Genomic DNA, 26,113 nt, shown 5'->3' with positions numbered 1-26,113 from the left:
ACTGAATGATGACTACCATACAGGCATCCCATAGATGATCAACAGATGGCCGGTCATTGATTGATCCAGCTCACATTCCCCTGATAAATGAGGCACACCAATTTAATTTGCTGTCATATAACTTTATACTGGCATTGTTAATTAATGGTTAATCAGGTGTATTTAATGAAAACTATTGCCTCAGCGCCACTGGCGGAAAATGTCATGATGCCGCAGTACGACCGCCAGCAATTAAAAACGCGGATTGTGCATTTTGGTTTCGGTGCTTTTCACCGCGCCCATCAGGCGTTATTGACCGACAGGGTGCTGAATGCGCAAGGCGGAGATTGGGGAATTTGCGAAATCAGCCTGTTTAGCGGCGCTCGGCTGATGCGTCAGCTGCGCGAACAGGATCATTTATTTACGGTGTTAGAAAAAGGGGCTAACGGCAACCAGCCGATTGTTATCGGCGCCGTCAACGAATGTCTGAACGCCACGCTGGATTCGCTGACAGCCATTATTGAAAAATTCTGCGAGCCTCAGGTGGCGATTGTCTCATTGACCATTACTGAAAAAGGCTACTGTATCGATCCGGCAACAGGTTCGCTGGATCTCTCTAATCCGCGTATTATTCACGATCTGCAGACACCGGCTGAACCGCACTCCGCGCCCGGAATTATTGTTGAAGCACTGCACCGTCGACGTGAACGTGGACTGCAACCGTTTACCGTCCTCTCCTGCGATAACATCCCGGACAATGGTCACGTAGTAAAGAACGCCGTGCTGGGAATGGCGAAAAAACGCTCACCTGAACTGGCGCAGTGGATCCTGGCGCATGTCAGTTTTCCGGGCACTATGGTGGACAGGATCGTTCCTGCCGCTACCGAAGCATCACTGGCTGAAATTACCCACGAACTGGGCGTGGCCGATCCTTGCGCAATCAGCTGCGAACCGTTTATCCAGTGGGTGATTGAAGACAACTTTGTCTCTGGCCGCCCACAATGGGAAGCAGCGGGTGTGCAGCTGGTCGAAAACGTCTTGCCATGGGAACAAATGAAACTGCGGATGCTGAACGGCAGTCATTCATTTCTCGCTTATCTCGGCTATCTGGCCGGATTCCAGCACATTAGCGAATGTATGCAGGACCGCGCATTTCGTGAAGCCGCTTACCGGCTGATGCTCAAGGAACAGGCCCCCACACTACAAATTACCGATGTGGATTTGGACCAATATGCACTAAGTCTGCTTGAGCGCTTTGCCAACCCGGCGCTGAAGCATAAAACCTGGCAAATCGCGATGGATGGTAGTCAGAAATTACCCCAGCGAATGCTGGAAGGGATCCGCGTACATTTAGCACGTCAAAGCGAGTGGCCGCTGCTGGCGCTCGGCGTCGCCGGCTGGATGCGTTACGTGAGCGGCGTGGATGACTCAGGCGCCGCAATTGATATTCGTGACCCGCTAAGTGAGAAGATTACCGCTCTGGTTAAACAGAGCACTGAATCAGAACGTGTCAGCGCCCTGCTTTCGCTGCGCGAAATTTTCGCTCCCGATCTCGTCCAGAATCCGCAGTTTGTCGCAGCGATTGAAAAAGCCTGGCAACGTATTACTCAATACGGAGCACATCAGGCTGTCATTACCACGTTAAATAATTAACGATTTCTGCCATTAAACCGGACGAAGTGCGTCTTCGTCCTCTCACCCCTTCTCTTTTTCGCCGTTTTTCGCCAGGATTGTTAAATGCCATTACGGTTATTTATGATTCTGGAGTAAATGTGACTAAAACCAATCTCATCACTGGTTTCCTTGGCAGTGGCAAAACCACCTCTATTCTTCATCTATTGGCGAACAAAAATCCCGCAGAGAAGTGGGCCGTGCTGGTCAATGAGTTTGGCGAAGTAGGCATCGATGGCGCGCTGCTGGCCGACAGCGGCGCACTGCTAAAAGAGATCCCCGGCGGCTGTATGTGCTGCGTTAACGGTCTGCCGATGCAGGTTGGCCTCAATACGCTGCTACGTCAGGGAAAACCTGACCGTCTGCTGATTGAACCCACTGGCCTCGGTCACCCAAAACAGATTTTGGATTTACTCACCGCACCGGTTTACGAACCGTGGATCGATCTGCGTGCGACCCTCTGTATTCTTGACCCGCGGCTGTTACTGGATGAAAAAAGCGTCGCCAATGACAATTTCCGCGACCAGTTGGCCGCCGCGGATATCATAGTGGCCAACAAAGCCGACCGCGCCACAGCGGAAAGCGAAAATGCCCTGCAAAGCTGGTGGCAACTCTACGGCGGCAATCGCCAGTTAGTTCACGCCGACCATGGGCAAATTGACGGTCAACTACTGGACTTGCCCCGACTAAACCTGGCGGAGCTTCCTGCAAGCGCTGAGCATACCCATAGTCATGCCGATAAAAAGGGGCTGGCGGCATTGAGTCTGCCTGCCCAACAGCGCTGGCGGCGCAGCCTGAACAGCGGACAGGGCCATCAGGCCTGCGGTTGGATTTTTGACGCTGACACAGTCTTCGATACCATCGGCCTGCTGGAATGGTCACGCCTTGCCCCCGTAGGGCGCGTGAAGGGGGTAATGCGTATTAAAGAAGGACTGGTACGCATTAACCGCCAGGGAGATGACTGGCATATTGAAACGCAAAATGTTGCGCCACCGGATAGCCGTATTGAACTTATTTCCGATACCGAGACCGACTGGAATGCGTTACAGGGCGCGTTGTTGAGACTTCGTTTAGATGGTGGCGCGTAAGGTTGCCTTCGTTTTATAGCAATGGTAAACGACGATGAAAACCCGATATCCTCTTATTCTCCTGCTTAATATTGCGGGTCTGGCGCTATTTCTGTCCTGGTATATTCCAACCGGGCATGGGGTCTGGTCCTCACTGGATACGGATGTTTTCCGCTTCTTTAATCAGAAGCTGGTGGAAAACCCGTTGTTTTTATGGATTGTTGCTATCACCAATAATCGGGCCTTTGATGGCTGCTCATTGCTGGCAATGGGCGCATTGATGCTGCACTTTTGGCTGAAAGAGGCGTCGGAAGGTCGCCGACGCATTGTGGCTATTGGCCTGGTAATGCTGCTCACCGCCGTGGTATTAAATCAATTGGGTCAGGCGCTAATTCCCGTTAAACGGGCCAGCCCTACTCTGATGCTGGATAATATTTATCGTGTCAGCGAGCTGCTGCATATTCCAACCAAAGATGCGTCCAGAGACAGTTTCCCCGGCGACCACGGTATGATGCTGCTTATTTTTTCCGCATTTATGCTGCGTTATTTCGGAAAAATCGCAGGCATAATCGGCCTTATTATCACTGTGGTTTTTGCCTTCCCGCGCGTAATGATTGGCGCTCACTGGCTCACCGATATCGTGGTCGGTTCCATGACGGTCGTCTTGATTGGACTTCCCTGGTGGTTAATGACGCCATTAAGCGACCGATTAGTCACGCTGTTCGTGAATTATCTGCCTGGTAAAAACAAACAATTTTCAAACAAATAACACAGAGTAATTAACATCATCAGGGATACTTCTGATTCCCTGATGATGCTTGCCGATATTTCATCATTCTGATTGTCATTCTCCTGTCACATTATTCATGTTGTAAATGAATGAGTTGCCTGTTTTTTCCTCTGATTGTTCTTATTTTATACAATGCCGTTTATTCACTTTCTGTATCAATTTTTCTTATAAGAAATCACGTAAAATCACTCGCAATGACCGGAGCGATCGGGTAATCTCGAACTCGTTTTGCCTCGCAGGGTAATTATTCTCTTTACGAATAAATTTGTGCGTTCTGCCACAGATTTGACCTTAAAGAATTGTCTCATCGTGCGATGGTAATTAGTCTCGTCACGTTTGGCATTTTTTATAACGATATTTATCGTTAAGGACTTCAAGGGAAAACAAACAAAATGGTCAAATCTCAACCGATTTTGAGATATATCTTGCGGGGCATACCCGCGATAGCAGTTGCGGTTCTGCTTTCTGCATGTAGCACAACGAACACCGCCAGGAATATGCATTCTGAGACGCATGCTGTGGGCAATGGAGATAACTCTTCACTGCAAGCCTCTCAGGATGAATTTGAAAATATGGTGCGTAATATTGATGTTAAATCACGTATTATGGACCAGTATGCTGACTGGAAAGGCGTGCGTTACCGCCTTGGCGGCAGCACTAAAAAAGGTATTGATTGTTCAAGCTTCGTACAGCGTACGTTTCGCGAACAATTTGGTTTAGAGCTTCCTCGCTCAACCTATGAACAACAGGAAACGGGTAAATCCGTTTCGCGCACTAATCTGCGCACAGGCGATCTGGTTCTGTTCCGTGCTGGCTCTACTGGCCGACACGTCGGTATTTATATCGGCAACAACCAGTTCGTACATGCCTCGACCAGCAGTGGCGTTATCATTTCCAGCATGAACGAACCTTACTGGAAAAAGCGTTACAACGAAGCTCGCCGGGTCCTGAGCCGCAGTTAATTTCGTTTGGCAGCTATCCCTTGGCTATCCTGATGAGACATATAAAAAAGCACTGCTACGGCGGTGCTTTTTTTTGCGTTGCTTTTGTGACTAAGAAAAATCTCACAACATGAATCATTTCAGGTTATATTCATACAGGACAAATGGTTACTTCAGGTAAACATAAGGAACTATGTTAAGACGCTCCTCTTCTTCCGAACGTAAACTCCTGCTCACCTGCGTTATAACGGGGATAGTCGTCGCGTTACTCGTCAGCTCACTGCAGTTTTTTATGTCATGGCATCAACGAAACGCAAAGTACGACACGCTAACGTCTAACATACAAAGTTATATAGAAAGTTTCTTCGTTGACCTTGAAACCACCACCAACACGCTACAGCCTCTGGTAAAAGACACCTGCTCGCAAGCTTCAGCTCAACTCACTTCCAGCGCTGCGTTTAGCCTGAATGTTCGGGCCTTTTTACTGGTAAAAGACGGTATCGCTTTCTGCTCTTCAGCAACCGGTCCAATGAATACTCCTCTTCAGCAGTTGGTTCCCGTTCTGGACATGACGAAAGATATCGATATGGATCTCCAGCCCGGTACGCCAATGATGCCGAATAAACCGGCAATACTCATTTGGTATCGCAATCATTCATTACAGAACAGCGGCGTTTTTGCCACTCTGAATGTTAACCTGGCCCCCTATCTTCTCTATAACGCCAGGCAAGATGATTTCAACGGCGTAGCACTCATCGTCGGGAAGACGGCTATCACCACGTTTTCCGAACAATTAATCCCTGCGTCCAAACTCCCTGCCATCCCATCCTATAATGCACGGTTGTCTACATTCCCGTTGGAGGTGCGTTTTTACGCGGATCGGTGGACGTATAAAGATGTGGGATACGCCATCATGCTCGGATGCTTGGCCGGGATCATGACCGCCCTCCTTCTCTGGTACTACATCTATGCCGTCCGTTTACGCCCGGGGAAAGATATCCTTAACGCCATCAAACACAATCAGTTTTATGTGGTGTACCAGCCCGTCGTAGAGGTGCAAACGCTGGAGGTGAAAGGTGTCGAGGTACTATTACGCTGGCATCACCCGACCACCGGTGAGATCCCTCCGGATGCCTTTATTCACTACGCAGAATCACAGAAAATGATTGTGCCGCTAACCCAGCACCTCTTTAAGCTGATAGCCCAGGACGCATCGATGCTACAAAAAGCATTGCCCGCGGGCGCAAAACTGGGGATCAATATCGCGCCAACGCACTTACACGGCGAGACGTTTAAAGAGGATATTCAACGCCTGTACACTTGTCTTCCCGCGCACTTTTTTCAACTGGTGCTGGAAATCACCGAGCGGGATATGCTGCATCAACACAAGGCAATCGAGCTATTTGAATGGTTGCATTCAGCAGGTTTTGAAATTGCCATTGATGATTTTGGCACAGGTCATAGCGCACTTATCTATCTGGAGCGCTTTACCGTTGACTACCTGAAAATCGATCGCGGCTTTATTAACGCCATTGGGACGGAAACCCTGACCTCTCCGGTTCTGGACGCCGTGTTGACACTCTCTAAACGTCTTAATATGCTGACAGTTGCTGAAGGGGTTGAAACACCTGAGCAAGCCCGTTGGCTGCGCGAGCGTGGAGTACATTTTTTCCAGGGATACTGGATTAGCCGACCATTAAAGCTTGCTGATTTCGTGCGTTGGATGGCGCAGCCCAATAAGCCGACGTGGTGATCGCAGTATGCGAATCATAGACTCTCACTCGCCGCCGCATCTCTTATCTCTCAGGCATGATGCCTGTCGGGTTGTGGCAGGAAAAGGAAATCGCTTTTAATGATCCCTCGCGTATTGCTGCTGTTTATCGCCCTCATCGGGTTTAGCGCCGAGGCGCAGTCCATCAAAGAAAGCTATGCTTTTGCCGTACTGGGTGAACCGAAGTACGCGTTCAACTTTAATCATTTTGATTACGTAAACCCTGCGGCCCCCAAAGGCGGGCAAATCACTCTCTCCGCCATCGGCACTTTTGATAACTTCAACCGCTATGCAATGCGCGGTAACCCCGGTGCGCGTACCGAAACCCTCTACGATACGCTGTTTACTACCTCTGACGATGAACCTGGCAGCTATTATCCACTCATCGCCGACAGCGCACGCTATGCTGACGACTATTCCTGGGTGGAAATCGCCATTAATCCACGAGCGCGTTTTCATGATGGTTCTCCCATTACTGCCAGCGATGTCGCATTCACCTTCCACAAATTTATGACCGAAGGCGTGCCGCAGTTTCGTCTGGTCTACAAGGGAACAACGGTAAAAGCCATCGCGCCATTAACCGTACGCATTGAATTAGCCAAACCGGGTAAAGAGGACATGCTCAGCCTGTTTTCATTACCCGTGATGCCAGAGAAGTACTGGAAAGATCATAAGCTCAGCGACCCCCTATCATCACCTCCGCTCGCCAGCGGTCCTTATCGCATCACGAAATGGAAAATGGGCCAGTATATTGTCTATTCGCGCGTCAAAGATTATTGGGCCGCTAATCTGCCCGTCAATCGCGGACGCTGGAACTTTGATACTATCCGCTACGACTACTACCTGGATGATAACGTCGCTTTTGAGGCGTTTAAGGCCGGGGCGTTTGACCTGCGTCTTGAGAACGATGCCAAAAACTGGGCGACGCGTTATACCGGGAAAAATTTCGCGAATCATTACATCATTAAAGATGAACAAAAAAATGAATCCGCCCAGGATACGCGCTGGCTGGCATTTAATATTCAGCGTCCGGTGTTCAGTGACCGACGGGTGCGGGAAGCCATCACCCTGGCCTTTGATTTTGAATGGATGAATAAAGCACTGTTCTATAACGCCTGGAGCCGGACCAACAGCTATTTTCAGAATACCGAATATGCTGCTACAAAATACCCCGATGCAGATGAACTGGTGATTCTCGCCCCTTTGAAAAAAGATCTCCCTCCTGAGGTCTTCAGCCAAATCTATCAGCCGCCAAAATCAAAAGGCGATGGCTACGATCGTGAGAACTTGTTGAAAGCCGATACCTTACTGGAACAAGCCGGATGGGTACTCAAGGGGCAGCAACGCGTAAACAGCGTCAGCGGTAAACCCCTGAGCTTTGAACTGTTGCTCCCGGCGGGTAGCAACAGTCAGTGGGTGTTGCCGTTCCAACACAACCTGCAACGCTTAGGCATTACGATGAACATCCGTCAGGTTGATAACTCGCAAATCACCAACCGCTTGCGCAGTCGCGACTATGACATGATGCCAAGGTTGTATCGCGCGATGCCATGGCCGAGTTCTGACCTGCAAATTCTGTGGGCTTCTGATTATATTGACTCCAGCTACAACGCTCCCGGCGTGCAAAGCCCGGTAATCGATAACCTGATTGGCCAAATCATTGCCGCGCAAGGTAATAAAGCCAAACTTATCCCACTCGGTCGGGCACTGGACAGGGTTTTAACCTGGAATTACTACATGTTGCCGATGTGGTTTATGGCAGAGGATCGTATCGCCTGGTGGGATAAATTTTCGTATCCGGCTATTCGCCCAATTTATACCATTGGCCTCGACAACTGGTGGTATGACGTCAACAAAGCGGCGAAACTGCCCGCTGCCAGACGGCAGGGAGAATAAATGGGCGCTTATCTGATTCGACGCCTGCTGCTGGTGATCCCAACGCTTTGGGCGATCATTACGATCAATTTTTTTATCGTGCAGATTGCCCCCGGCGGCCCAGTTGAGCAGGCCGTCGCCGCTATTGAGTTCGGGCAAAGCGGGGCATTACCTGGTGCGGGCAGTGAAGGCGTTCGCGCCAGCCACGCGCAAACCGGTGTTGGTAACATTAGCGACAGTAATTATCGCGGCGGTCGGGGTCTTGACCCAGAAGTCATCGCCGAAATCACTCGGCGTTACGGGTTCGATAAGCCCATTCATGAGCGCTATTTCAAAATGCTTTGGGACTATATTCGTTTCGATTTCGGCGACAGTTTGTTTCGTAGCGCCTCAGTGCTGACACTTATCAAAGACAGCCTGCCAGTTTCCGTTACGCTGGGTCTATGGAGTACGCTCATCATCTATCTGGTGTCGATACCGCTTGGGATCCGCAAAGCAGTTCATAACGGCAGCCGATTTGATGTCTGGAGCAGCGCATTTATTATTATTGGCTATGCCATACCGGCCTTTCTGTTTGCCATTTTGCTGATCGTCTTTTTTGCCGGGGGTAGCTACTACGACCTGTTCCCGCTGCGCGGCCTGGTTTCCGCCAATTTTGACTCCCTGCCCTGGTATCAGAAAGTGACCGACTACCTTTGGCATATTACCTTACCCGTGCTTGCAACGGTGGTTGGCGGTTTTGCCGCACTGACCATGCTGACCAAAAACTCATTTCTGGATGAGGTACGCAAACAGTATGTCGTCACCGCACGCGCCAAAGGGGTCAGCGAGAAGAATATTCTCTGGAAACATGTGTTTCGCAACGCCATGCTGCTGGTAATCGCGGGCTTCCCGGCGACGTTTATCAGTATGTTTTTTACCGGCTCGCTGCTGATTGAAGTGATGTTCTCGCTTAATGGTCTGGGGCTACTGGGATATGAATCCACCATATCACGCGACTATCCGGTCATGTTTGGCACGCTCTATATCTTCACCCTGATCGGCCTGCTGCTGAATATCCTCAGTGACATCAGCTATACGCTGGTCGATCCCCGTATTGATTTTGAGGGACGTTAATGTCGCGATTAAGCCCCGTCAATCAGGCCCGCTGGGCGCGTTTTCGCCATAACCGTCGCGGTTATTGGTCGCTGTGGATTTTTCTGGTGCTGTTCGGCCTTAGCCTGTGTTCAGAACTGATTGCCAATGATAAGCCGCTGCTGGTGCGCTACGACAACAGTTGGTATTTCCCCTTGTTCAAAAACTACAGTGAAAGCGACTTCGGCGGACCGCTGGCGACCCAGGCTGATTATCAGGATCCTTGGCTACAGCAGCGCCTGGAAGACCAGGGCTGGATCCTGTGGGCGCCAATACGCTTTGGTGCTACCAGCATTAACTTTGCCACCGATAAGCCCTTCCCTTCCCCGCCTTCGGCACAAAACTGGCTGGGAACGGATGCCAACGGCGGTGACGTGCTGGCGCGGATCCTGTACGGCACACGTATTTCTGTTCTGTTTGGTTTAATGCTAACTCTGTGCTCCAGCGTGATGGGGATAATGGCTGGCGCAATCCAGGGCTATTATGGCGGCAAGGTGGACCTGTGGGGGCAGCGCTTCATTGAAGTTTGGTCAGGTATGCCAACGCTGTTTCTGATCATTTTGTTGTCGAGCGTGGTCCAGCCTAACTTCTGGTGGCTGCTGGGCATAACGGTGCTGTTTGGCTGGATGAGCCTGGTGGGCGTGGTGCGCGCGGAGTTTTTACGCACCCGAAACTTTGATTACATTCGTGCCGCTCAGGCGCTCGGCGTGAGCGATCGCAGTATTATTCTGCGCCATATGCTACCCAATGCGATGGTTGCCTCTCTGACCTTTTTACCGTTTATTTTATGCGCCTCGATAACGACCCTGACCTCGCTGGATTTTCTTGGGTTTGGCTTACCGCTTGGCTCGCCATCGCTGGGAGAACTCCTGTTGCAGGGTAAAAACAACCTGCAGGCACCGTGGCTTGGCATTACCGCGTTCATCTCCGTTGCCCTGCTCTTATCGCTACTGATCTTTATTGGTGAAGCGGTACGCGACGCGTTCGATCCCAACAAGGCGATTTAAGATGACACAACCTCTGTTAGCTATTGACAATTTATCGGTAGGTTTTCGCCAACAGAACACCGTGCGCACCGTGGTCAACAGTCTGTCACTGCGCGTTGATGCCGGGCAAACGCTGGCACTGGTGGGTGAATCCGGCTCAGGTAAAAGCGTGACCGCGCTGTCTATTTTACGGTTGTTACCCTCCCCTCCGGTAGTCTACCTTTCCGGCGATATCCGTTTTCATGGCGAATCATTACTTCACGCCGATGAGCAAGTGCTTCGCGGCGTGCGGGGGAATAAGATCGCCATGATTTTCCAGGAACCAATGGTGTCACTAAACCCACTTCACAACCTGGAAAAACAGCTTTATGAAGTGCTGTCGCTGCATCGAGGAATGCGTCGGGAGGCCGCGCGTGCAGAAATACTGACCTGTCTTGATCGTGTCGGTATTCGTCAGGCGGCCAAACGACTCGCAGACTACCCGCACCAGCTGTCCGGCGGTGAACGCCAGCGCGTGATGATCGCCATGGCGCTGCTAACGCGACCGGAGCTGCTGATTGCCGATGAACCCACCACCGCGCTGGACGTTTCCGTCCAGGCGCAGATCCTGCAGCTGCTGCGGGAATTGCAGCGTGAGCTGAACATGGGATTGCTGTTCATTACCCATAACCTCAGCATTGTGAAAAAACTGGCCGATACCGTAGCAGTCATGCAAAACGGCCAGTGTGTTGAGCAAAATCATGCCGCACAGTTGCTCAGTGCGCCAACGCATCCCTATACGCAGAAATTGTTAAACAGCGAACCTTCCGGCGACCCGATACCTTTACCAGCCGGGCAAGCCCCGCTGCTGGAAGTGGAAAAACTGTGCGTCGCATTCCCCATCCGCAAAGGTATCCTGAAGCGTGTGGTGGACCACAACGTCGTGGTTAACAATATCAGTTTTTCTCTGCGACCCGGTGAAACGCTGGGGCTTGTCGGTGAGTCAGGGTCGGGGAAAAGCACTACCGGACTCGCGCTCCTGAGGTTAATCACCTCACAGGGAAGCATTGTGTTCGATGGTCAGGCGCTGCATACCTTAAATCGTCGCCAGCTGTTGCCGATCCGTCACCGCATACAGGTGGTCTTTCAGGATCCCAACTCCTCGCTGAACCCGCGCCTGAGCGTGCTACAGATTATTGAGGAGGGGTTGCGCGTTCATCAGCCTACCCTTTCAGCCGAACAGCGCGAAGCGCAGGTGAAGGCGGTAATGAAGGAAGTGGGACTGGATAGTGAAACGCGACATCGTTACCCGGCGGAGTTCTCTGGCGGCCAGCGTCAACGTATAGCTATTGCCAGGGCATTGATTCTCAAGCCCTCCCTGATCGTTCTGGATGAACCAACATCGTCGCTCGACAGAACCGTACAAGCGCAAATCCTGACGTTGTTAAAGTCTTTACAGGAAAAGCATCGGCTGGCTTATATCTTTATCAGCCATGATCTGCACGTCGTACGCGCGTTATGCCATCAGGTTATTGTGTTACGTCAGGGAGAGGTCGTGGAACAAGGGCAATGCGAGCACGTATTTAACGCGCCACAGCAGGCGTATACGCGTCAGCTACTTGCGCTAAGCTGACGCTCAAAACGGATTGTTGTTTGAAAATGGTTCTGCGATGGCCACGCCGAAATTTTTCAGTCTGCAGGTCGCGGCAAATTCATCCTGACGATTCACAAACAGACACGGCTCCCCTTCGCATTCCAGCACGGAACAAGGTACCTCAATGTCGCTGAGGGCTTGACTAAGTTTGTGCATGACTGACCATGCGCTGTCACCATCAGGGCTAAGCAATTTGAGAGCCACCAGGCTGTTTTCATTGCTCTGACCGTTGTGCGGAATCGGTTCAACCTTTGAACCTGCGAAACCCACCGACCAACGATAGCACTGCGGCAGACGATGAACGATTGAGAGTTGTAATGTCATCACTTTCTTTCCCTGGAAGTACAATCACTTCACAATTATTTTACATCAATATTAACACATTATTGACAATACGTCTTTAGACAGTTGGTAAACGTTTACACCCAGTCTTTACGACGCTTTCCGAACCCACTATTTAAATTTATTCAACGGTTCAGGCATGTTTCCGCGCTATATGTACTCGTTTCTGCGATCTAACTCAACCTTTTTAACTACAATGATGTGACTTTTTACATAAATTGATTTTACATAAAATAAACATACGCGGGGAAAATGATAGATTTGCGGTTGATGTACATCAACTCTGGAGGCCTTATGGCCCCCAGGTTGTGTAATAGATCACCGTTTTTTGGCGCGACTGGCGTAGAGATAGAAGAGAATTGAGCTGGTGGCGCAAAATGCTATCGACCATATCATTGGCCAGGCCGAGTTAAAGGTAGCCAGAGATAACAGCGCCCCAACGATAGCGCCAATGCCAAAGCGGAACGTCCCTGCCAGCGATGACGCCGTTCCCGCCATATGTGGAAATTCATCGAGAATCACCGCCATGGCGTTGGATGACACCATCGACACGCAGCCAACAAACGCCGCAACGCCTACCACCAGCGCCCAGAAGCCAACCCCGAACAATGCACTAAAGACCATCCAGCCTGCCATCACGAACTGGATCCACAGGCCAATACGGAACATATTCAATGCACCAACCCGCCGAACAAAGCGGCTGTTGATGATGGTCATCACGAACAGGAACACAATGTTCAGCGCGAAGTAATAGCCGAAATGCTGCGGTGAAACGTGGTTGATCTCAATGTAGACGAAGGGGCCGGCGCTCAGGAACGAGAACATCCCGGCAAAGCTGAACCCACTGGCCAGCATATAGCTCAGCACGCGTTTATGGCGAAACAGCGAGGCAAAGTTACCAATAGTGGTACGCAGGCGAAACGGCTGGCGACGCTCTACCGGCAAAGTCTCTTTGATCAGAGTAAGGATCATCACCGACGCCAGAATAGCGGCCACGGCGAGGATCCAAAAGATGTAGTGCCAGCTCAGCCATACCAGCACCCAGCCACCGATAATCGGCGCCATTAATGGCGCGATAGTCGTGACCAGCATGACGAATGACATCATGCGCGAAAACTCTTCTTTCGGATAGATATCACGCATCAGGGCGTTGATAACCACGCTCGCTGCTGCAGCAGCGAGGCCGTGGAAAAAACGCATCACGATCAGCTGATCGATGGTTTGCGCCAGTGCGCAGGCCACTGCCGCCGCCGCAAACACCAGCGTCCCGCCCAGAATCACTGGCTTGCGTCCAAGACTGTCTGCCATTGGACCATAGAACAGTTGACCCACTGCAAACCCCAGAATATAGGTACTGAGGGTCATCTGCGCGCTACCAGCTGGCACACCAAACTGTTCAGAGATAACAGGCAGCGCCGGAAGATACATATCAATCGACAACGGCATCAACATGGCTAGCAAGCCAAGGATAAAGACAATGGCAATTGACGAGTTCTGCCGGGTGGTCACATTTAGCTCCTGAAATTAACGCGGGGTTAAGTTAACGCTGGCAATTTCTTCTTCGGTCAAAGGACGATATTCACCCGGCGCCAGATCATCATCAAGCCTGATGTCACCAATCCGTTCACGGTGCAGTTCCACAACGTGGTTACCCACGGCGGCAAACATACGTTTAACCTGATGATAGCGCCCTTCGCTGATGGTCAAGCGCACCTGAGTTGGCGTAATGACTTCCAGCAAGGCTGGCTTGGTCAGGTCTTTCTCATTATGCAACTGTACACCATGGGCAAACTGTTCGGCGGTATCATCTGCCACTGGCGACTCCAGCGTCACCAGATAGGTTTTCTCGCAATGGTGACGCGGCGAAGTGATGCGATGCGACCACTGTCCGTCATCGGTCATCAGCACCAGTCCGGTGGTGTCGATATCAAGACGCCCTGCCGCATGCAGTTTGTAGGCCACCGGTTCATCAAGGAAATAGAGCACCGTCGGGTGATCCGGGTCATCCGTTGAGCATACATAACCCTGGGGCTTATTCAGCATAAAATAGCGTGGGCCATTTTGTTGAACCAGGGAATTACCGTCATATTCTACGTCGTGTTCTGGCAGCAGCTTAAAAGCGCTATTTCTGACGATTTCACCGTCGACGGTAACGCGGTTAGCACGGATCTCACGCCCGGCAATAGCGCGGCTGACGCCGAGTTGCTGAGCGATAAATTTATCAAGTCGCATGAGTGTGATTTTGCCTGTAAAAATACGAGAATCGGGTTTACGCCCGAAAAGTGGGACCGTTATCCGCCCAGTATAGCGGCGTTACACCATCCCTCAAGAGAAATGATTCATGGCATACTACTCCTTGTTATTGTTTATTTTAGTGAGCCCATGATTTTTACTCTTCGCCCGTACCAAAAAGAAGCTGTTGACGCCACGCTCAACCATTTTCGCCATCACCGCACGCCGGCGGTGATCGTCCTGCCAACCGGTGCGGGCAAAAGCCTGGTGATTGCCGAGTTGGCCCGCGTGGCGCGCGGTCGCGTACTGGTACTGGCGCACGTCAAAGAACTGGTCGCGCAAAACCACGCCAAATATTGCGCGCTGGGGCTGGAAGCCGATATTTTTGCCGCAGGTCTGAAGCGTAAAGAGAGCCACGGGAAAGTGGTATTTGGCAGCGTACAGTCGGTGGCACGTAATCTGGATGCCTTTCAGGGAGAATTCTCTCTGCTTATCGTCGATGAATGTCACCGTATTGGCGATGATGAAGAGAGTCAGTATCAGCAAATCCTCACTCACCTGACCAAAGTAAATCCCCACTTACGCCTGCTCGGGCTTACCGCCACACCTTTTCGTTTGGGCAAAGGCTGGATTTACCATTTTCATTATCACGGAATGGTGCGCGGCGATGAAAAAGCGCTGTTTCGCGACTGCATTTACGAATTACCACTGCGCTACATGATTAAACACGGTTATCTGACGCCACCAGAACGCCTTGACATGCCGGTCGTGCAATATGATTTCAGCCGCCTGCAGGCGCAGAGTAACGGCCTGTTTAGCGAAGCGGACCTGAATCAGGAACTGAAAAAACAGCAGCGAATAACGCCGCATATCATCAGCCAGATTGTCGAGTTTGCCCAGACGCGTAAAGGGGTGATGATTTTCGCCGCCACCGTTGAGCATGCCAAGGAAATTCTGGGTTTGCTACCTGCTGACGATGCCGCGCTAATCACCGGGGACACGCCTGGCGTTGAACGCGACGTGTTAATTGAAGAGTTCAAAGCCCAACACTTTCGCTATCTGGTGAATGTGTCGGTCCTGACCACCGGCTTCGATGCCCCGCACGTCGACCTTATCGCCATTCTGCGCCCGACCGAGTCAGTTAGCCTTTACCAACAAATTGTCGGCCGTGGGCTGCGCCTGGCGCCGGGTAAAACCGACTGTCTGATCCTCGATTACGCTGGCAACCCGCACGACCTGTACGCGCCGGAAGTCGGTGCGCCGAAAGGGAAAAGCGACAACGTTCCGGTACAGGTGTTCTGCCCTGCCTGCGGCTTTGCCAACACCTTCTGGGGCAAAACAACGGCCGACGGCACGCTGATTGAGCACTTTGGGCGCCGCTGTCAGGGATGGTTTGAAGATGATGATGGCCATCGCGAACAGTGCGATTTTCGTTTCCGTTTTAAAAACTGCCCACAGTGCAATGCGGAAAATGACATCGCCGCCCGCCGTTGCCGGGAGTGCGACACGGTGCTGGTTGACCCGGATGATATGTTGAAAGCCGCGCTCAGGCTTAAAGATGCGCTGGTTTTACGCTGCAGCGGGATGGCGCTACAAAATGGGCAGGATGAAAAAGGCGAATGGCTGAAAATAACCTATTACGATGAAGATGGCGCCGACGTCAGCGAACGCTTTCGCCTGCACACTCCCGCGCAGCGAACGGCCTTCGAACAACTGTTTATTCGCCCGCATACCCGAACGCCCGGCATTCCCTTACGCTGGATAACCGCCGCCGATATCCTCGCCCAGCAGGCGCTGTTACGTCATCCTGATTTCGTGGTGGCGCGCATGAAAGGTCAGTACTGGCAGGTACGTGAAAAGGTCTTCGATTATGAAGGACGCTTTCGTCGGGCACATGAATTACGCGGTTAATCGTACTTTTGATTGATGTGCCAGGCGTTTGAGTATAGAATCTCGCCCGCTTTTGCATACGCAAAGCAGATCACATACCTGTTGCTGGGTCGCCTGTAGCAGGAATTATTAAAGAGAGATTTAAATGTTTACTATCAACGCTGAAGTACGTAAAGAGCAGGGTAAGGGTGCGAGCCGCCGCCTGCGTGCCGCTAACAAGTTCCCGGCAATCATCTACGGTGGCGCAGAAGCCCCGATTGCTATCGAACTGGATCACGATGCAGTTATGAACATGCAAGCTAAAGCTGAATTCTACAGCGAAGTTCTGACCATCGTTGTTGACGGTAAAGAAGTTAAAGTTAAAGCTCAGGCTGTACAGCGTCATGCGTTCAAGCCGAAGCTGACTCACATCGACTTCGTTCGCGCGTAATCGCCTACAAGTTGAAAAAAAACCCCGCCTCGGCGGGGTTTTTTTATGGGGCTTATCGGTTGGCCGGATATGGCTTTACGCCGCCATCCGGCATTAACATTTTACTTCCCACCCGACGTGCGGCGCTGCAGCTGGTCGCGCAGGTTCGGTGGCGTACCTTTGATTGTCAAGGTGTCCGTCGCCGGATCCCAGAAAATACGTTCACCCAGTAACATGGCGTCGAAGTTAATAGTTAACCCACCGCCGCTGCCAGCAAATTTGGTTAACTGACGCAGCGTACTGCGATCCGCAGGGAAGCTCTCTTCCAGCTCGTAACCTTTATCAGCGGTAAATTCGCTGAAGCTAACTTCACTGACACCGGAAAGTTCTTTAGACAGCGACTCCAGCTCGATCTCTTCACCGGCTTGTAACTGCTCGTTGCAGTAGCTGTACACCTGCTGACGCACGTTCTGGCGTTCAGCTTTATCGAGCTGCGCCTCATTGGTAAAGTCATCGACAGCCTGCAGCAAACCACGGTTTTGCGCTTTGGCGTTCAGACCTTCGCTGGCACCGAGGAAATCCATAAAGAAATCGGCGACTTTGCGCCCTACCCGCCCTTTCAGGAACGTCAGATAGCGCGTGGACTCCGGGTTAGTTTCCCACTCGGTTAAATCAATGCGCGCCACGATATCCGCATGATTGATATCCAGATAGTGCGTCGGATTGATATCCAGATTTTCATTGACGCGCATGCTGCTTAAATTGTTCAGCACGGCGACCAACAGATACTCTACCGCCAGATATCGGTAATGGCAGAACAGGACAATGCCGCCGTCGGCAAAAGGATATTTCGCCAGCTCGTCCCGCAAGCGTCCGGTCGCGGCACGACTGAAAGCCAGAAAATCCTCTTCGCCCTGACGCTGTAAACGCAGCGTTTGCGCCAGTTCACTCTCTTCGCTAAACAGGCCATAGGCTTTATTCTTGGCGCTATATACCCGATGCAGCTCAGCCATCATCTCGACAACGGTCGCTGTCGGTTCCAGTAATGAATCGCGCAAGACCAGCTCAAGATTCTGCTCGTCACGTTTGATAAGCTGGTGCAGGGCAATCTGGTTGATATCCAGACTCATGATAAACTCTCCTTTTAGACCGGGCGGTATTCAACCACCTGCCGGGCAGTGACGCAATAGAAGATAAAAAAGCAGAAAAAAAACTGTCTGTACGGTAATATGTTGCCCTTTCATGAACAGACTGATTTCGATTTATGCCACAAATTTCCCGCTATAGTGACGAACACGTTGAACAACTGCTGAATGAGATGCTCAACGTACTGGAAAAACATAAGGCGCCGACCGATCTTTCCCTGATGATATTGGGAAATATGGTAACTAACCTTATCAATACAAGCATCGCACCGGCCCAGCGCCAGGCGATTGCCAACTCTTTTGCCCGCGCATTGCAGTCTTCGGTAAACGACGACCAAGCGCATTAAGAGCCTGCTCCGGGGAAACGAACAACAGTTTATGGTAACTCATCGTCAGCGCTACCGTGAGAAAGTCTCCCAGATGGTTAGCTGGGGGCACTGGTTTGCCTTGTTCAACATTCTGTTGGCCGTGGTACTCGGTAGCCGTTACCTGTTTGTCGCCGACTGGCCGACAACGCTTGCAGGTCGCATTTATTCCTATGTAAGCCTGGTCGGACATTTTAGTTTTCTGGTCTTTGCCGCCTATCTGTTGATTCTGTTTCCCCTGACGTTTATCGTCATGTCCCAGAGGCTGATGCGATTCTTGTCAGCGATTCTGGCGACGGCTGGCATGACGCTGTTGCTCATCGACAGCGAAGTTTTCACCCGCTTCCATCTGCACCTCAACCCGATCGTCTGGGAACTGGTCATCAACCCTGACCAGAATGAAGCTGCGCGTGACTGGCAACTGATGTTTATCAGTGTGCCAGTGATTCTGTTAATTGAAATGCTCTTTGCGACCTGGAGCTGGCAAAAGCTACGTAGCCTGACGCGTCGTCGCCATTTTGCCAAACCGTTAGCCGCATTTTTCTTCATTTGCTTTATCGCCTCGCACGTGGTGTATATCTGGGCGGATGCCAATTTCTATCGCCCGATTACCATGCAGCGCGCAAACCTGCCGCTCTCCTATCCGATGACGGCACGTAAGTTCCTGGAAAAACATGGTCTGCTGGATGCGCAAGAGTACCAGCGTCGCCTGATCGAGCAGGGGAATCCGGAAGCAGTATCCGTACAGTACCCGCTCAGCGAACTGCGCTATCGCGATATGGGCACCGGCCAGAACGTCCTGCTGATCACCGTCGACGGCCTGAACTATTCACGCTTTGAAAAGCAGATGCCTGCGCTGGCTGAATTCGCCGGGCAGAATATCTCCTTTACGCGTCACATGAGCACTGGCAACACCACGGATAACGGGATTTTTGGCCTGTTCTATGGTGTATCGCCAAGCTACATGGACGGCATTTTATCGACCCGAACGCCTGCGGCGTTGATTTCCGCGCTGAACCAGCAGGGTTATCAGTTAGGGCTATTCTCCTCGGACGGCTTTACCAGCCCGCTATATCGCCAGGCGCTGCTGTCAGATTTCTCCATGCCAAGCGTGCAAACGCAATCTGACGAACAAACCGCAAGCCAGTGGATTAACTGGCTGGGACGCTACGCGCAGGAAGATAACCGCTGGTTCTCGTGGGTCTCCTTTAACGGGACGAACCTTGATGACAGCAACCAGAAGAATTTTGCCAAACGTTATGCCAGCGCCGCTCAGGATGTGGATGCCAACATCAACCGCGTTATTAGCGCCCTGCGCGACTCAGGTAAACTGGATAACACGGTGGTGATTATTACCGCAGGTCGGGGCGTGCCGCTGACGCAGGAAGAGAACAACTTTGCCTGGTCACGCGGTCATCTGCAGGTTCCTCTGGTTATTCACTGGCCGGGAACGCCTGCCCAGCGCATCAATAGTCTGACCGATCATACAGACCTGATGACAACGCTAATGCAGCGCCTGTTGCACGTCAGTACACCTGCTAACGAATACTCACAGGGGCAGGATCTGTTCAATGCAACCCGCCGCCATTACTGGGTTACTGCCGCCGACGGCAGCACGATGGCCGTTACCACACCCGAGATGACGCTGGTGCTGAACAACAACGGTAATTATCAGACCTATAATTTACGCGGCGAGAAAATAAAAGATCAGAAACCGCAGCTAAGTCTGCTGTTACAGGTTCTGACGGATGAGAAGCGATTTATCGCTAACTGATTAATTATAAATCAGTTAGCGAGACATCCTCTTGCATTCGTAGCGGAAAGCAGTAGTATTAGCAGCCATAGCGTCGGCACGTAGCGCAGCCTGGTAGCGCACCGTCATGGGGTGTCGGGGGTCGGAGGTTCAAATCCTCTCGTGCCGACCAAAAATCCCCAAAAAAACCAACCCTCGGGTTGGTTTTTTTATGTCCATTATTCAGCATTCCCACCCTTTTCTGCACAGGTTTTACTACTTACCCATGCACAAATTGGGGTAAAATTTATCCTCTTATCAGCGCGATGAATCTGGACGATTGATGCGCTGAAAACAATAATGATACTAATAAAAACTCAGGAGAATAGTATGCCTGAAGCAACGCCTTTTCGGGTGCTGATTGTCGACGACCACCCACTGATGCGGCGGGGAATTAGTCAATTATTGCAACTTGATCCCGCCTTTAACGTAGTCGCGGAAGCGGGTGACGGTGCCAGTGCTATCGATCTGGCAAATCGCCTTGACCTTGATGTGATCCTGCTGGATCTCAATATGAAAGGGATGAGCGGGCTGGATACCCTGAATGCGCTGCGTCGGGACGGCGTCACCGCGCAAATTATTATTCTTACCGTTTCGGATGCCGCCAGCGATGTGTATGCCTTAATTGATGCCGGCGCGGATGGTTATTTACTTAAAGACAGCGATCCTGAAGTTCTGCTGGAGGCCATTCGCAGCGGCGCCAAAGGCGGTAAAGCCTTTAGTACCCGCGTTAGCGAATATTTGCGTGAGCGCGACCTGTTTGGTGCCCAGGAAGATCCATTCAGCATTCTCACCGAACGCGAACTGGATGTGTTACATGAACTGGCTCAGGGGCTGTCGAACAAACAGATTGCATCAGTGCTGAATATTTCTGAACAGACGGTGAAGGTGCATATTCGCAATCTGCTGCGCAAACTCAACGTGCGTTCTCGTGTAGCTGCCACCATCCTGTTTTTACAAACGCGCGGCATGCAGTAATCAGATATTGCCCGATGGCGCTACGCTTATCGGGCCTACAAGTCACGTGCATTAGTAGGCCGGATAAGACGCTTTGCGTCGCCATCCGGCATCTTCCAATCTTACTTCTCCTGCGGCGTTAGCTGTTCCATCGCCTGCTTAATGCTGCGTTCTATCACCGCCCGACGAGTATCGTTGGCGGGTAATAATTTCAGCATCATCTCCCACGCCGCAACCGCCTCGCCAAAGCGCTGCTGTTCAAAAGCGTTAAACGCGTACATGCTGAGAACCCGCACGTTGGCATGTTCGCCGCGTACCAACTGGCGTAGCAGCTCCCCTCCCCGACGGTTATCGTCAGGATCGGAAGAACGGGTCAGCGCTTCCGCATAGCCCAGCGCAGCATCGCTGTTTTTCGGATCCAGTCGATAAGCATTGGCATAGGCTTCAGTGGCCGTACTGGCGTTACCAAGTACCATGCCAATGCGCCCAAGCATGATCCAACCTTCAACGTTGGCAGGATCGGCTTGTAAGCGAGTGCGCAGACCCAGCGCCAGACGTGTCATATCTTCTTCATTGAGCGGATCAGCTTTTGGATCCAACGCCCGCTCCAGCAGCGCCGGAGCCTGAGCGGTGGCCTGTTGCCAGACCTGAACCTGCTTGTAGTTGCCGGTTTCGTAATAGCTCACTGCGCCAACCCCCAGCGCCACCACGATGCCAGGCACAAACAACCCGAATCCACCGCGCTTGCCATCCGGGATAACGTCGTCAGGAAACGCCTCCTGTTTCACCCGAACGCGTCGGCGGGTACGAGCGAAAATAATCCAGCCTCCCAGACCAATGGCTACCACCGGCATTACCCACAGCAGCACGGTAAGCGGCGTCAATGGCGGATCGTAAGTGACGAAGTTGCCGTAACGCGCCACCATGTAATCAACAATTTCTTTCTGGCTTTTTCCTTCCTGCATCAGTTCGTACACTTTCTGGCGCAGGTCAGTGGCAATCATTGAGTTAGAATCAGCAATGCTGTTGTTCTGACATTTAGGACAACGCAGTTGTTCGGTAAGCTGGCGGAACTGCTGCTCCTGCGCTTCGTCCTTAAACTGCATCACGTCAATAGTCGCCAGAGCGGATCCCGAGATAACCAGCATTAGCAGGCCCAGTAAAACTCTCATTGCGCAGCCTCCTTACTGTACTTATCCCACAACGGTTTGATCTCGCGTTCCCATACCCTGGCGTTTAAATCACCAGCATGGCGGTAGCGAATAATGCCTTTCCCGTCGATCAGAAACGTCTCCGGCGCGCCGTACACACCAAGATCCAGGCCAAGCATCCCATCGCCGTCAAACAGGCTCAGCGCATATGGATTGCCCAGCTCTTTCAGCCAGACAATAGCTTTCTGGCGATCGTCTTTATAGTTCAGACCCACCACCCGCACGCCCTGCGCAGACAGCTGATTCAGATACTGATGCTCTGCGCGACAGGTCGGACACCAGGTCGCCCAGACGTTCAGCAATACCGGTTTACCCTGCGTCAGCACATCGGCCTGATAATGCTGACCCGGATTTTCCAGCGATTCGAGGCGGAATGTTGGAACCGGTTTGCCAATCAGCGCCGATTCCAGATTCGTGGGGTCGTCCCCTTGCGCGTTGCGCGCTAACTGCCACAGCAGCGCCGCAGCAATAATGAGAAAAATAATAAACGGGATTAACAGTGCGTTGCGCTTCATACAGCCTCCGACGCATTTTTTTGCACCGCAGCGCGAGGACGCGTGCGCTGGCGATAGCGTGGATCAAACAGGCAGAACAACCCACCCAGCGCCATCAGCAATCCTCCGGCCCAAATCCAGCGAATAAACGGTTTATAATACAGACGTACAGCCCAGGCGCCGTTATCCAGTTCTTCGCCCAACGCAGCGTAAAGGTCACGTGTGAATCCGCCGTCAATTGCCGCTTCAGTCATCATCGAACTGGTGCTGTTATAGAAGCGTTTTTCCGCATGCAGCGTGGCTTCCGGTTTACCATCACGAGTGACGCCAATAATGGCAACGCCCCCCCGGTAGTTTGGTCCGGTAATATCTCTCACTTCGCGGAACGTAAACTGATAGTTATGGATACTGACGCTATCACCCGCCTTCATACGCACATCACGTTCAACGCTGTAGTTCTGGCTAAAGGCAATACCGACAATGGTGATCGCCAACCCTACGTGACCCAACACCATGCCCCAATAGCTTGGTGTTAACTTCGTTCCGCGGGAAATACGCAGGAACGCTTCGGCCATCGCCAGTACAAAAATCCAGCACGCCATCGCCAGGCCCACGACGGTCATCGCCGCAATGCGATCCTCAAACAGCCACGGCAGCAGCAGCGACAGGACAAGCGTGGTGACAAACGCGACAAGCAATAGTGTTTTCAGCTTACGCGGTCGGTCACGCCCCCAGCGCACTAATGGTCCAATCCCCAGCAACAGCGCGAACGGCGCCATTAGCCAGGTGAACATTGTGTTGAAGAACGGCTCGCCAATCGAAATACTGCCCAACCCAAGCTGTTTGTGCACCAGCGGCAGCAATGTGCCCAGTAGCACCACCAGCATGGCGGCAATCAGCAGAACGTTATTCCCCAGCAGCAGCGATTCACGTGACCACAGTGCGTTATTAACCCGCGAGCGAACCTTGTGACCGCGCACGGCAAACAGCAGCAGGGAGCCACCAATCACCAGCACCATGAAGGCCAGAATGAACATACCGCGCGACGGATCGGAAGCGAAGGCATGAACCGACACCAACACGCCAGAGCGCACAAGGAAAGTTCCTAACAGGCAAAGCGAGAAGGCGCAGATTGACAGCAGCAGCGTCCATGCTTTAAAGCTGGCGCGCTGTTCTGTCACCGACAACGAGTGCATCAGCGCCGTTCCCACCAGCCATGGCATAAACGAGGCGTTTTCGACCGGATCCCAGAACCACCAGCCGCCCCAACCCAGCTCGTAATAGGCCCAGGCAGAACCGAGCACAATGCCCAGCGTCAAAAAGACCCACGCCGCCAGCGTCCACGGACGCGAAAAACGGGCGAAGGTGCTGTCCAGTCGTCCACTCATCAACGCGGCAATGGCAAAAGCAAATGCCACGGAGAAACCGACATACCCCATGTACAGCAACGGCGGGTGGAAAATAAGCCCCGGATCCTGCAACAGCGGGTTCAGATCGCGCCCTTCAATAGGAAAGTTAGGCAGCGTGCGGGCAAACGGGTTGGAGGTAAACAGGATAAACAACAGGAAGCCGACGCTGACCATCCCCATCACCGCCAACACGCGGGCGACGATATCCAGCGGCATGCGCTGGCTGAACGCCGCGACGGCGAACGTCCAGCCACTCATCAGCAGCACCCACAGCAGCAGCGAGCCCTCATGCGCGCCCCACGTCGCCGCCACCCGATACCAGACCGGAAGCTGGGTATTGGAGTTGCTTGCGACGTAGGTGACGGTAAAGTCATTAACCACGAAGGCGTTGACCAGAATCAGGAACGCCCCCATCACACAGATAAATAACACCCAGGCAAAGGGCCGCGCGGAAGCCATCATCCGTACATCGCCGCGCGCTACGCCCCAAAGCGGATAGACCGACAGCAGTAATGCAACGCCAAGTGCAAGGCATAACAGCGCGTTGCCAATTTCAGGCATCATGACGTTTTATCCTTATAGACACTTTCCGGACGACGATGGTTTTCCTGCATCGCTTTTTCGACTTCCGGCGGGGTGTAGTTTTCATCATGTTTGGCCAGAACCTCTTTGGCCTGCACATGATTTCCCCCGTCCAGCTCGCCCTGAACGACGACGCCCTGCCCTTCACGGAACAGGTCCGGCAGAATACCTTCATAGGTTACATCCACCACACCTTCGGCGTCATAGATGCTGAAATTCACTTTCAATGACTGCGGATCGCGCTTTACGCTGCCGGGCATAACCATACCGCCCACGCGCAGGCGCTGACCGACTTCAGGCATCTGCTGGGTTTCACGCTTACCGTAGAGTATCTCTCCCGGCGTATAGAACAGATCGATATTGGAACGCAGCGCATAGAGCACCAGCGAAATGGTCAAAGCCAGACCAGCAAGCACCGCACAGGCTATCCATAGCCGATTTTTACGTCGAATATTCACGCCGCCTCCCGTTGCACTTGCGCCGCACGCATACGCGCTTCTCTCGCCCGCTGCTGCGCCACACCGCGTAAGATTGCGCGATGCTGTAATGCAGAATGCAGCACCAGCGCCACCAGAGGAATAAGGGTCATGGCGACAGCCAGCCAGACATACAAGGCGTAACCGCCCATCGCGAAAAAATCACTCCATGATGCAAATGCAGGGGTCATTGGCGGCCTCTTTTTAAGATCAGTTCGCTCACCCAGGGGCGGCGTTTTTCCATCATCAAAATCAGGTTACGCATGCGCATCAGCGCCAGCGTGACAAACAGTAACAGGTAGCCGACGATAGCCAGACGCAGCGGCGCGCGCATTGCCGGATCGATGCTCTGCTGCATGCGGGTTGACCCCTGATGCAGCGTATTCCACCACTCAACCGAGTAGTGAATTATCGGTAAGTTGACCACGCCAATCAGCACCAGAATGCCGGCAGCACGCCCCGCCAGGCGGCGGTCATCAAACGCATGCCACAGCGCAATGGCGCCAACGTAGAGAAACAGCAGTACCAGTTCAGAGGTGAGTCGGGCATCCCAAACCCACCAGGTTCCCCACATCGGTTTGCCCCATGCGGAACCCGTCACCAGCGCAATAAAGGTGAACACTGCACCAATGGGCGCCATCGCAGCCAACGCCAGATTGGCCATTTTCATCTGCCAGACCAGGCCGACAAACGCGGCAACAGCCATTGATGCGTAAATTCCCATCGACCATATTGCCGCCGGAACGTGCAGATAAATAATGCGATAGCTCTGCCCCTGCTGATAATCTGCAGGCGCGAAACCAAAGCCCCAGATCAAGCCTGTAATCAGTACCACCGCGCTGGCAATCGCCAGCCACGGAATAAACCAGCCACAGATCTGATAGAGCCGAGGGGGCATCGCCAATTGATGAAGTGTTTTCCACATAGTTCAGTCACCAGACTCCATAATTAATATCCGTTTT

General features: G+C 52.3%; 24 protein-coding genes and 1 tRNA gene. 15 read left to right on the top strand and 10 right to left on the bottom strand.

What is annotated here, in order from left to right; genetic code table 11:
• Window positions 1–165: 165 nt before the first annotated feature.
• The 9 genes from OGY15_RS08625 (at window position 166) to yejF (ending at window position 11,826) form a co-directional block, all read left to right on the top strand.
• On the top strand, window positions 166–1,632 hold the full coding sequence (locus OGY15_RS08625) for a mannitol dehydrogenase family protein (protein WP_210904555.1): 1,467 nt from the start codon (window positions 166–168) through the stop codon (window positions 1,630–1,632).
• A 119-nt stretch (window positions 1,633–1,751) separates the two neighbouring features.
• Window positions 1,752–2,738 carry a CobW family GTP-binding protein gene (locus OGY15_RS08620; protein WP_210904554.1) on the top strand — a complete coding sequence of 329 codons (987 nt, stop codon included), beginning with the start codon at window positions 1,752–1,754 and terminating at the stop codon, window positions 2,736–2,738.
• A 34-nt stretch (window positions 2,739–2,772) separates the two neighbouring features.
• Window positions 2,773–3,486, top strand: a complete 714-nt coding sequence (locus OGY15_RS08615; RefSeq protein WP_151219859.1) for a phosphatase PAP2 family protein — start codon at window positions 2,773–2,775, stop codon at window positions 3,484–3,486.
• Window positions 3,487–3,899: 413 nt separating this feature from the next.
• The gene (gene mepS / locus OGY15_RS08610) at window positions 3,900–4,469 is read left to right on the top strand and encodes a bifunctional murein DD-endopeptidase/murein LD-carboxypeptidase (RefSeq protein ID WP_003027474.1); all 570 of its coding nucleotides are present in this window, start codon (window positions 3,900–3,902) and stop codon (window positions 4,467–4,469) included.
• 172 nt (window positions 4,470–4,641) lie between these two features.
• Window positions 4,642–6,201 (top strand): cyclic di-GMP phosphodiesterase, encoded by a 1,560-nt coding sequence (locus OGY15_RS08605; RefSeq protein ID WP_286538934.1) that lies wholly within the window; start codon window positions 4,642–4,644, stop codon window positions 6,199–6,201.
• Between the two features lie 99 nt (window positions 6,202–6,300).
• Window positions 6,301–8,115, top strand: a complete 1,815-nt coding sequence (locus OGY15_RS08600) for an extracellular solute-binding protein (RefSeq protein ID WP_286538933.1) — start codon at window positions 6,301–6,303, stop codon at window positions 8,113–8,115.
• Window positions 8,116–9,210, top strand: coding sequence for a microcin C ABC transporter permease YejB (locus OGY15_RS08595; RefSeq protein ID WP_286538932.1), 1,095 nt, complete (start codon window positions 8,116–8,118; stop codon window positions 9,208–9,210).
• The gene (locus OGY15_RS08590; protein WP_151219862.1) at window positions 9,210–10,235 is read left to right on the top strand and encodes an ABC transporter permease; all 1,026 of its coding nucleotides are present in this window, start codon (window positions 9,210–9,212) and stop codon (window positions 10,233–10,235) included. Before OGY15_RS08595 ends, OGY15_RS08590 begins: the two co-directional genes overlap by 1 nt.
• Before the next feature lies 1 nt (window position 10,236).
• Window positions 10,237–11,826: a microcin C ABC transporter ATP-binding protein YejF gene (yejF, locus tag OGY15_RS08585; RefSeq protein ID WP_151219863.1), complete on the top strand. Its 1,590-nt coding sequence runs from the start codon at window positions 10,237–10,239 to the stop codon at window positions 11,824–11,826.
• Window positions 11,827–11,829: 3 nt separating this feature from the next.
• Here the strand turns inward: yejF and OGY15_RS08580 are convergent, their stop codons facing one another.
• The 3 genes from OGY15_RS08580 to rsuA all read right to left on the bottom strand — a co-directional run bounded on the left by OGY15_RS08580 (window position 11,830) and on the right by rsuA (window position 14,421).
• Window positions 11,830–12,174 carry a YejG family protein gene (locus OGY15_RS08580; RefSeq protein WP_087051313.1) on the bottom strand — a complete coding sequence of 115 codons (345 nt, stop codon included), beginning with the start codon at window positions 12,172–12,174 and terminating at the stop codon, window positions 11,830–11,832.
• A gap of 333 nt (window positions 12,175–12,507) precedes the next feature.
• The gene (locus OGY15_RS08575) at window positions 12,508–13,698 is read right to left on the bottom strand and encodes a Bcr/CflA family multidrug efflux MFS transporter (protein WP_151219864.1); all 1,191 of its coding nucleotides are present in this window, start codon (window positions 13,696–13,698) and stop codon (window positions 12,508–12,510) included.
• Window positions 13,699–13,713: 15 nt separating this feature from the next.
• Window positions 13,714–14,421 carry a 16S rRNA pseudouridine(516) synthase RsuA gene (rsuA, locus tag OGY15_RS08570; RefSeq protein ID WP_151219865.1) on the bottom strand — a complete coding sequence of 236 codons (708 nt, stop codon included), beginning with the start codon at window positions 14,419–14,421 and terminating at the stop codon, window positions 13,714–13,716.
• A 150-nt stretch (window positions 14,422–14,571) separates the two neighbouring features.
• Between rsuA and radD the strand changes: the two genes are divergently transcribed.
• Together radD and rplY are read left to right on the top strand one after the other, a co-directional pair.
• The gene (radD, locus tag OGY15_RS08565) at window positions 14,572–16,332 is read left to right on the top strand and encodes a DNA repair helicase RadD (RefSeq protein WP_151219866.1); all 1,761 of its coding nucleotides are present in this window, start codon (window positions 14,572–14,574) and stop codon (window positions 16,330–16,332) included.
• A 124-nt stretch (window positions 16,333–16,456) separates the two neighbouring features.
• A complete protein-coding gene (gene rplY, locus OGY15_RS08560) occupies window positions 16,457–16,741 on the top strand; it encodes a 50S ribosomal protein L25 (RefSeq protein ID WP_006683755.1) in 285 nt (94 codons plus the stop codon).
• A gap of 101 nt (window positions 16,742–16,842) precedes the next feature.
• On the opposite strand, the gene yejK is transcribed toward rplY, so the two are convergent.
• Window positions 16,843–17,850 (bottom strand): nucleoid-associated protein YejK, encoded by a 1,008-nt coding sequence (gene yejK, locus OGY15_RS08555; protein WP_151219867.1) that lies wholly within the window; start codon window positions 17,848–17,850, stop codon window positions 16,843–16,845.
• Between the two features lie 134 nt (window positions 17,851–17,984).
• Between yejK and OGY15_RS08550 the strand changes: the two genes are divergently transcribed.
• The 4 genes from OGY15_RS08550 (at window position 17,985) to narP (ending at window position 21,000) form a co-directional block, all read left to right on the top strand.
• A complete protein-coding gene (locus OGY15_RS08550; protein ID WP_286538931.1) occupies window positions 17,985–18,212 on the top strand; it encodes a YejL family protein in 228 nt (75 codons plus the stop codon).
• Between the two features lie 31 nt (window positions 18,213–18,243).
• Window positions 18,244–20,004, top strand: coding sequence for an LPS biosynthesis-modulating metalloenzyme YejM (gene yejM, locus OGY15_RS08545; protein ID WP_151219868.1), 1,761 nt, complete (start codon window positions 18,244–18,246; stop codon window positions 20,002–20,004).
• 74 nt (window positions 20,005–20,078) lie between these two features.
• Window positions 20,079–20,155 (top strand) — tRNA-Pro (locus OGY15_RS08540).
• Between the two features lie 197 nt (window positions 20,156–20,352).
• Entirely contained in the window at window positions 20,353–21,000 is a 648-nt protein-coding gene (gene narP, locus OGY15_RS08535; RefSeq protein ID WP_016153764.1) for a nitrate/nitrite response regulator protein NarP, read from the top strand.
• A 101-nt stretch (window positions 21,001–21,101) separates the two neighbouring features.
• On the opposite strand, the gene OGY15_RS08530 is transcribed toward narP, so the two are convergent.
• From OGY15_RS08530 to OGY15_RS08505, 6 genes are read right to left on the bottom strand one after another with little or no spacing between them, the layout of a single operon-like run.
• Window positions 21,102–22,151: a cytochrome c-type biogenesis protein CcmH gene (locus OGY15_RS08530; RefSeq protein WP_151219869.1), complete on the bottom strand. Its 1,050-nt coding sequence runs from the start codon at window positions 22,149–22,151 to the stop codon at window positions 21,102–21,104.
• Window positions 22,148–22,705, bottom strand: coding sequence for a thiol:disulfide interchange protein DsbE (gene dsbE, locus OGY15_RS08525; protein ID WP_151219870.1), 558 nt, complete (start codon window positions 22,703–22,705; stop codon window positions 22,148–22,150). The genes OGY15_RS08530 and dsbE overlap by 4 nt, the downstream gene beginning before the upstream one ends.
• Window positions 22,702–24,657 (bottom strand): heme lyase CcmF/NrfE family subunit, encoded by a 1,956-nt coding sequence (locus OGY15_RS08520; protein WP_187253428.1) that lies wholly within the window; start codon window positions 24,655–24,657, stop codon window positions 22,702–22,704. The genes dsbE and OGY15_RS08520 overlap by 4 nt, the downstream gene beginning before the upstream one ends.
• A complete protein-coding gene (ccmE, locus tag OGY15_RS08515) occupies window positions 24,654–25,133 on the bottom strand; it encodes a cytochrome c maturation protein CcmE (protein ID WP_016153767.1) in 480 nt (159 codons plus the stop codon). Before ccmE ends, OGY15_RS08520 begins: the two co-directional genes overlap by 4 nt.
• Window positions 25,130–25,342 (bottom strand): heme exporter protein CcmD, encoded by a 213-nt coding sequence (gene ccmD, locus OGY15_RS08510; RefSeq protein ID WP_151219871.1) that lies wholly within the window; start codon window positions 25,340–25,342, stop codon window positions 25,130–25,132. The genes ccmE and ccmD overlap by 4 nt, the downstream gene beginning before the upstream one ends.
• Window positions 25,339–26,076 (bottom strand): heme ABC transporter permease, encoded by a 738-nt coding sequence (locus OGY15_RS08505; protein ID WP_151224740.1) that lies wholly within the window; start codon window positions 26,074–26,076, stop codon window positions 25,339–25,341. Before OGY15_RS08505 ends, ccmD begins: the two co-directional genes overlap by 4 nt.
• Window positions 26,077–26,113: the final 37 nt, after the last annotated feature.

This window comes from Citrobacter sp. Cu231 (genome assembly GCF_030332265.1).
Taxonomy (GTDB): domain Bacteria; phylum Pseudomonadota; class Gammaproteobacteria; order Enterobacterales; family Enterobacteriaceae; genus Citrobacter; species Citrobacter meridianamericanus.
Note: the sequence above shows the minus strand (reverse complement) of the source record. Positions and strands in the feature narration are given on the sequence as shown.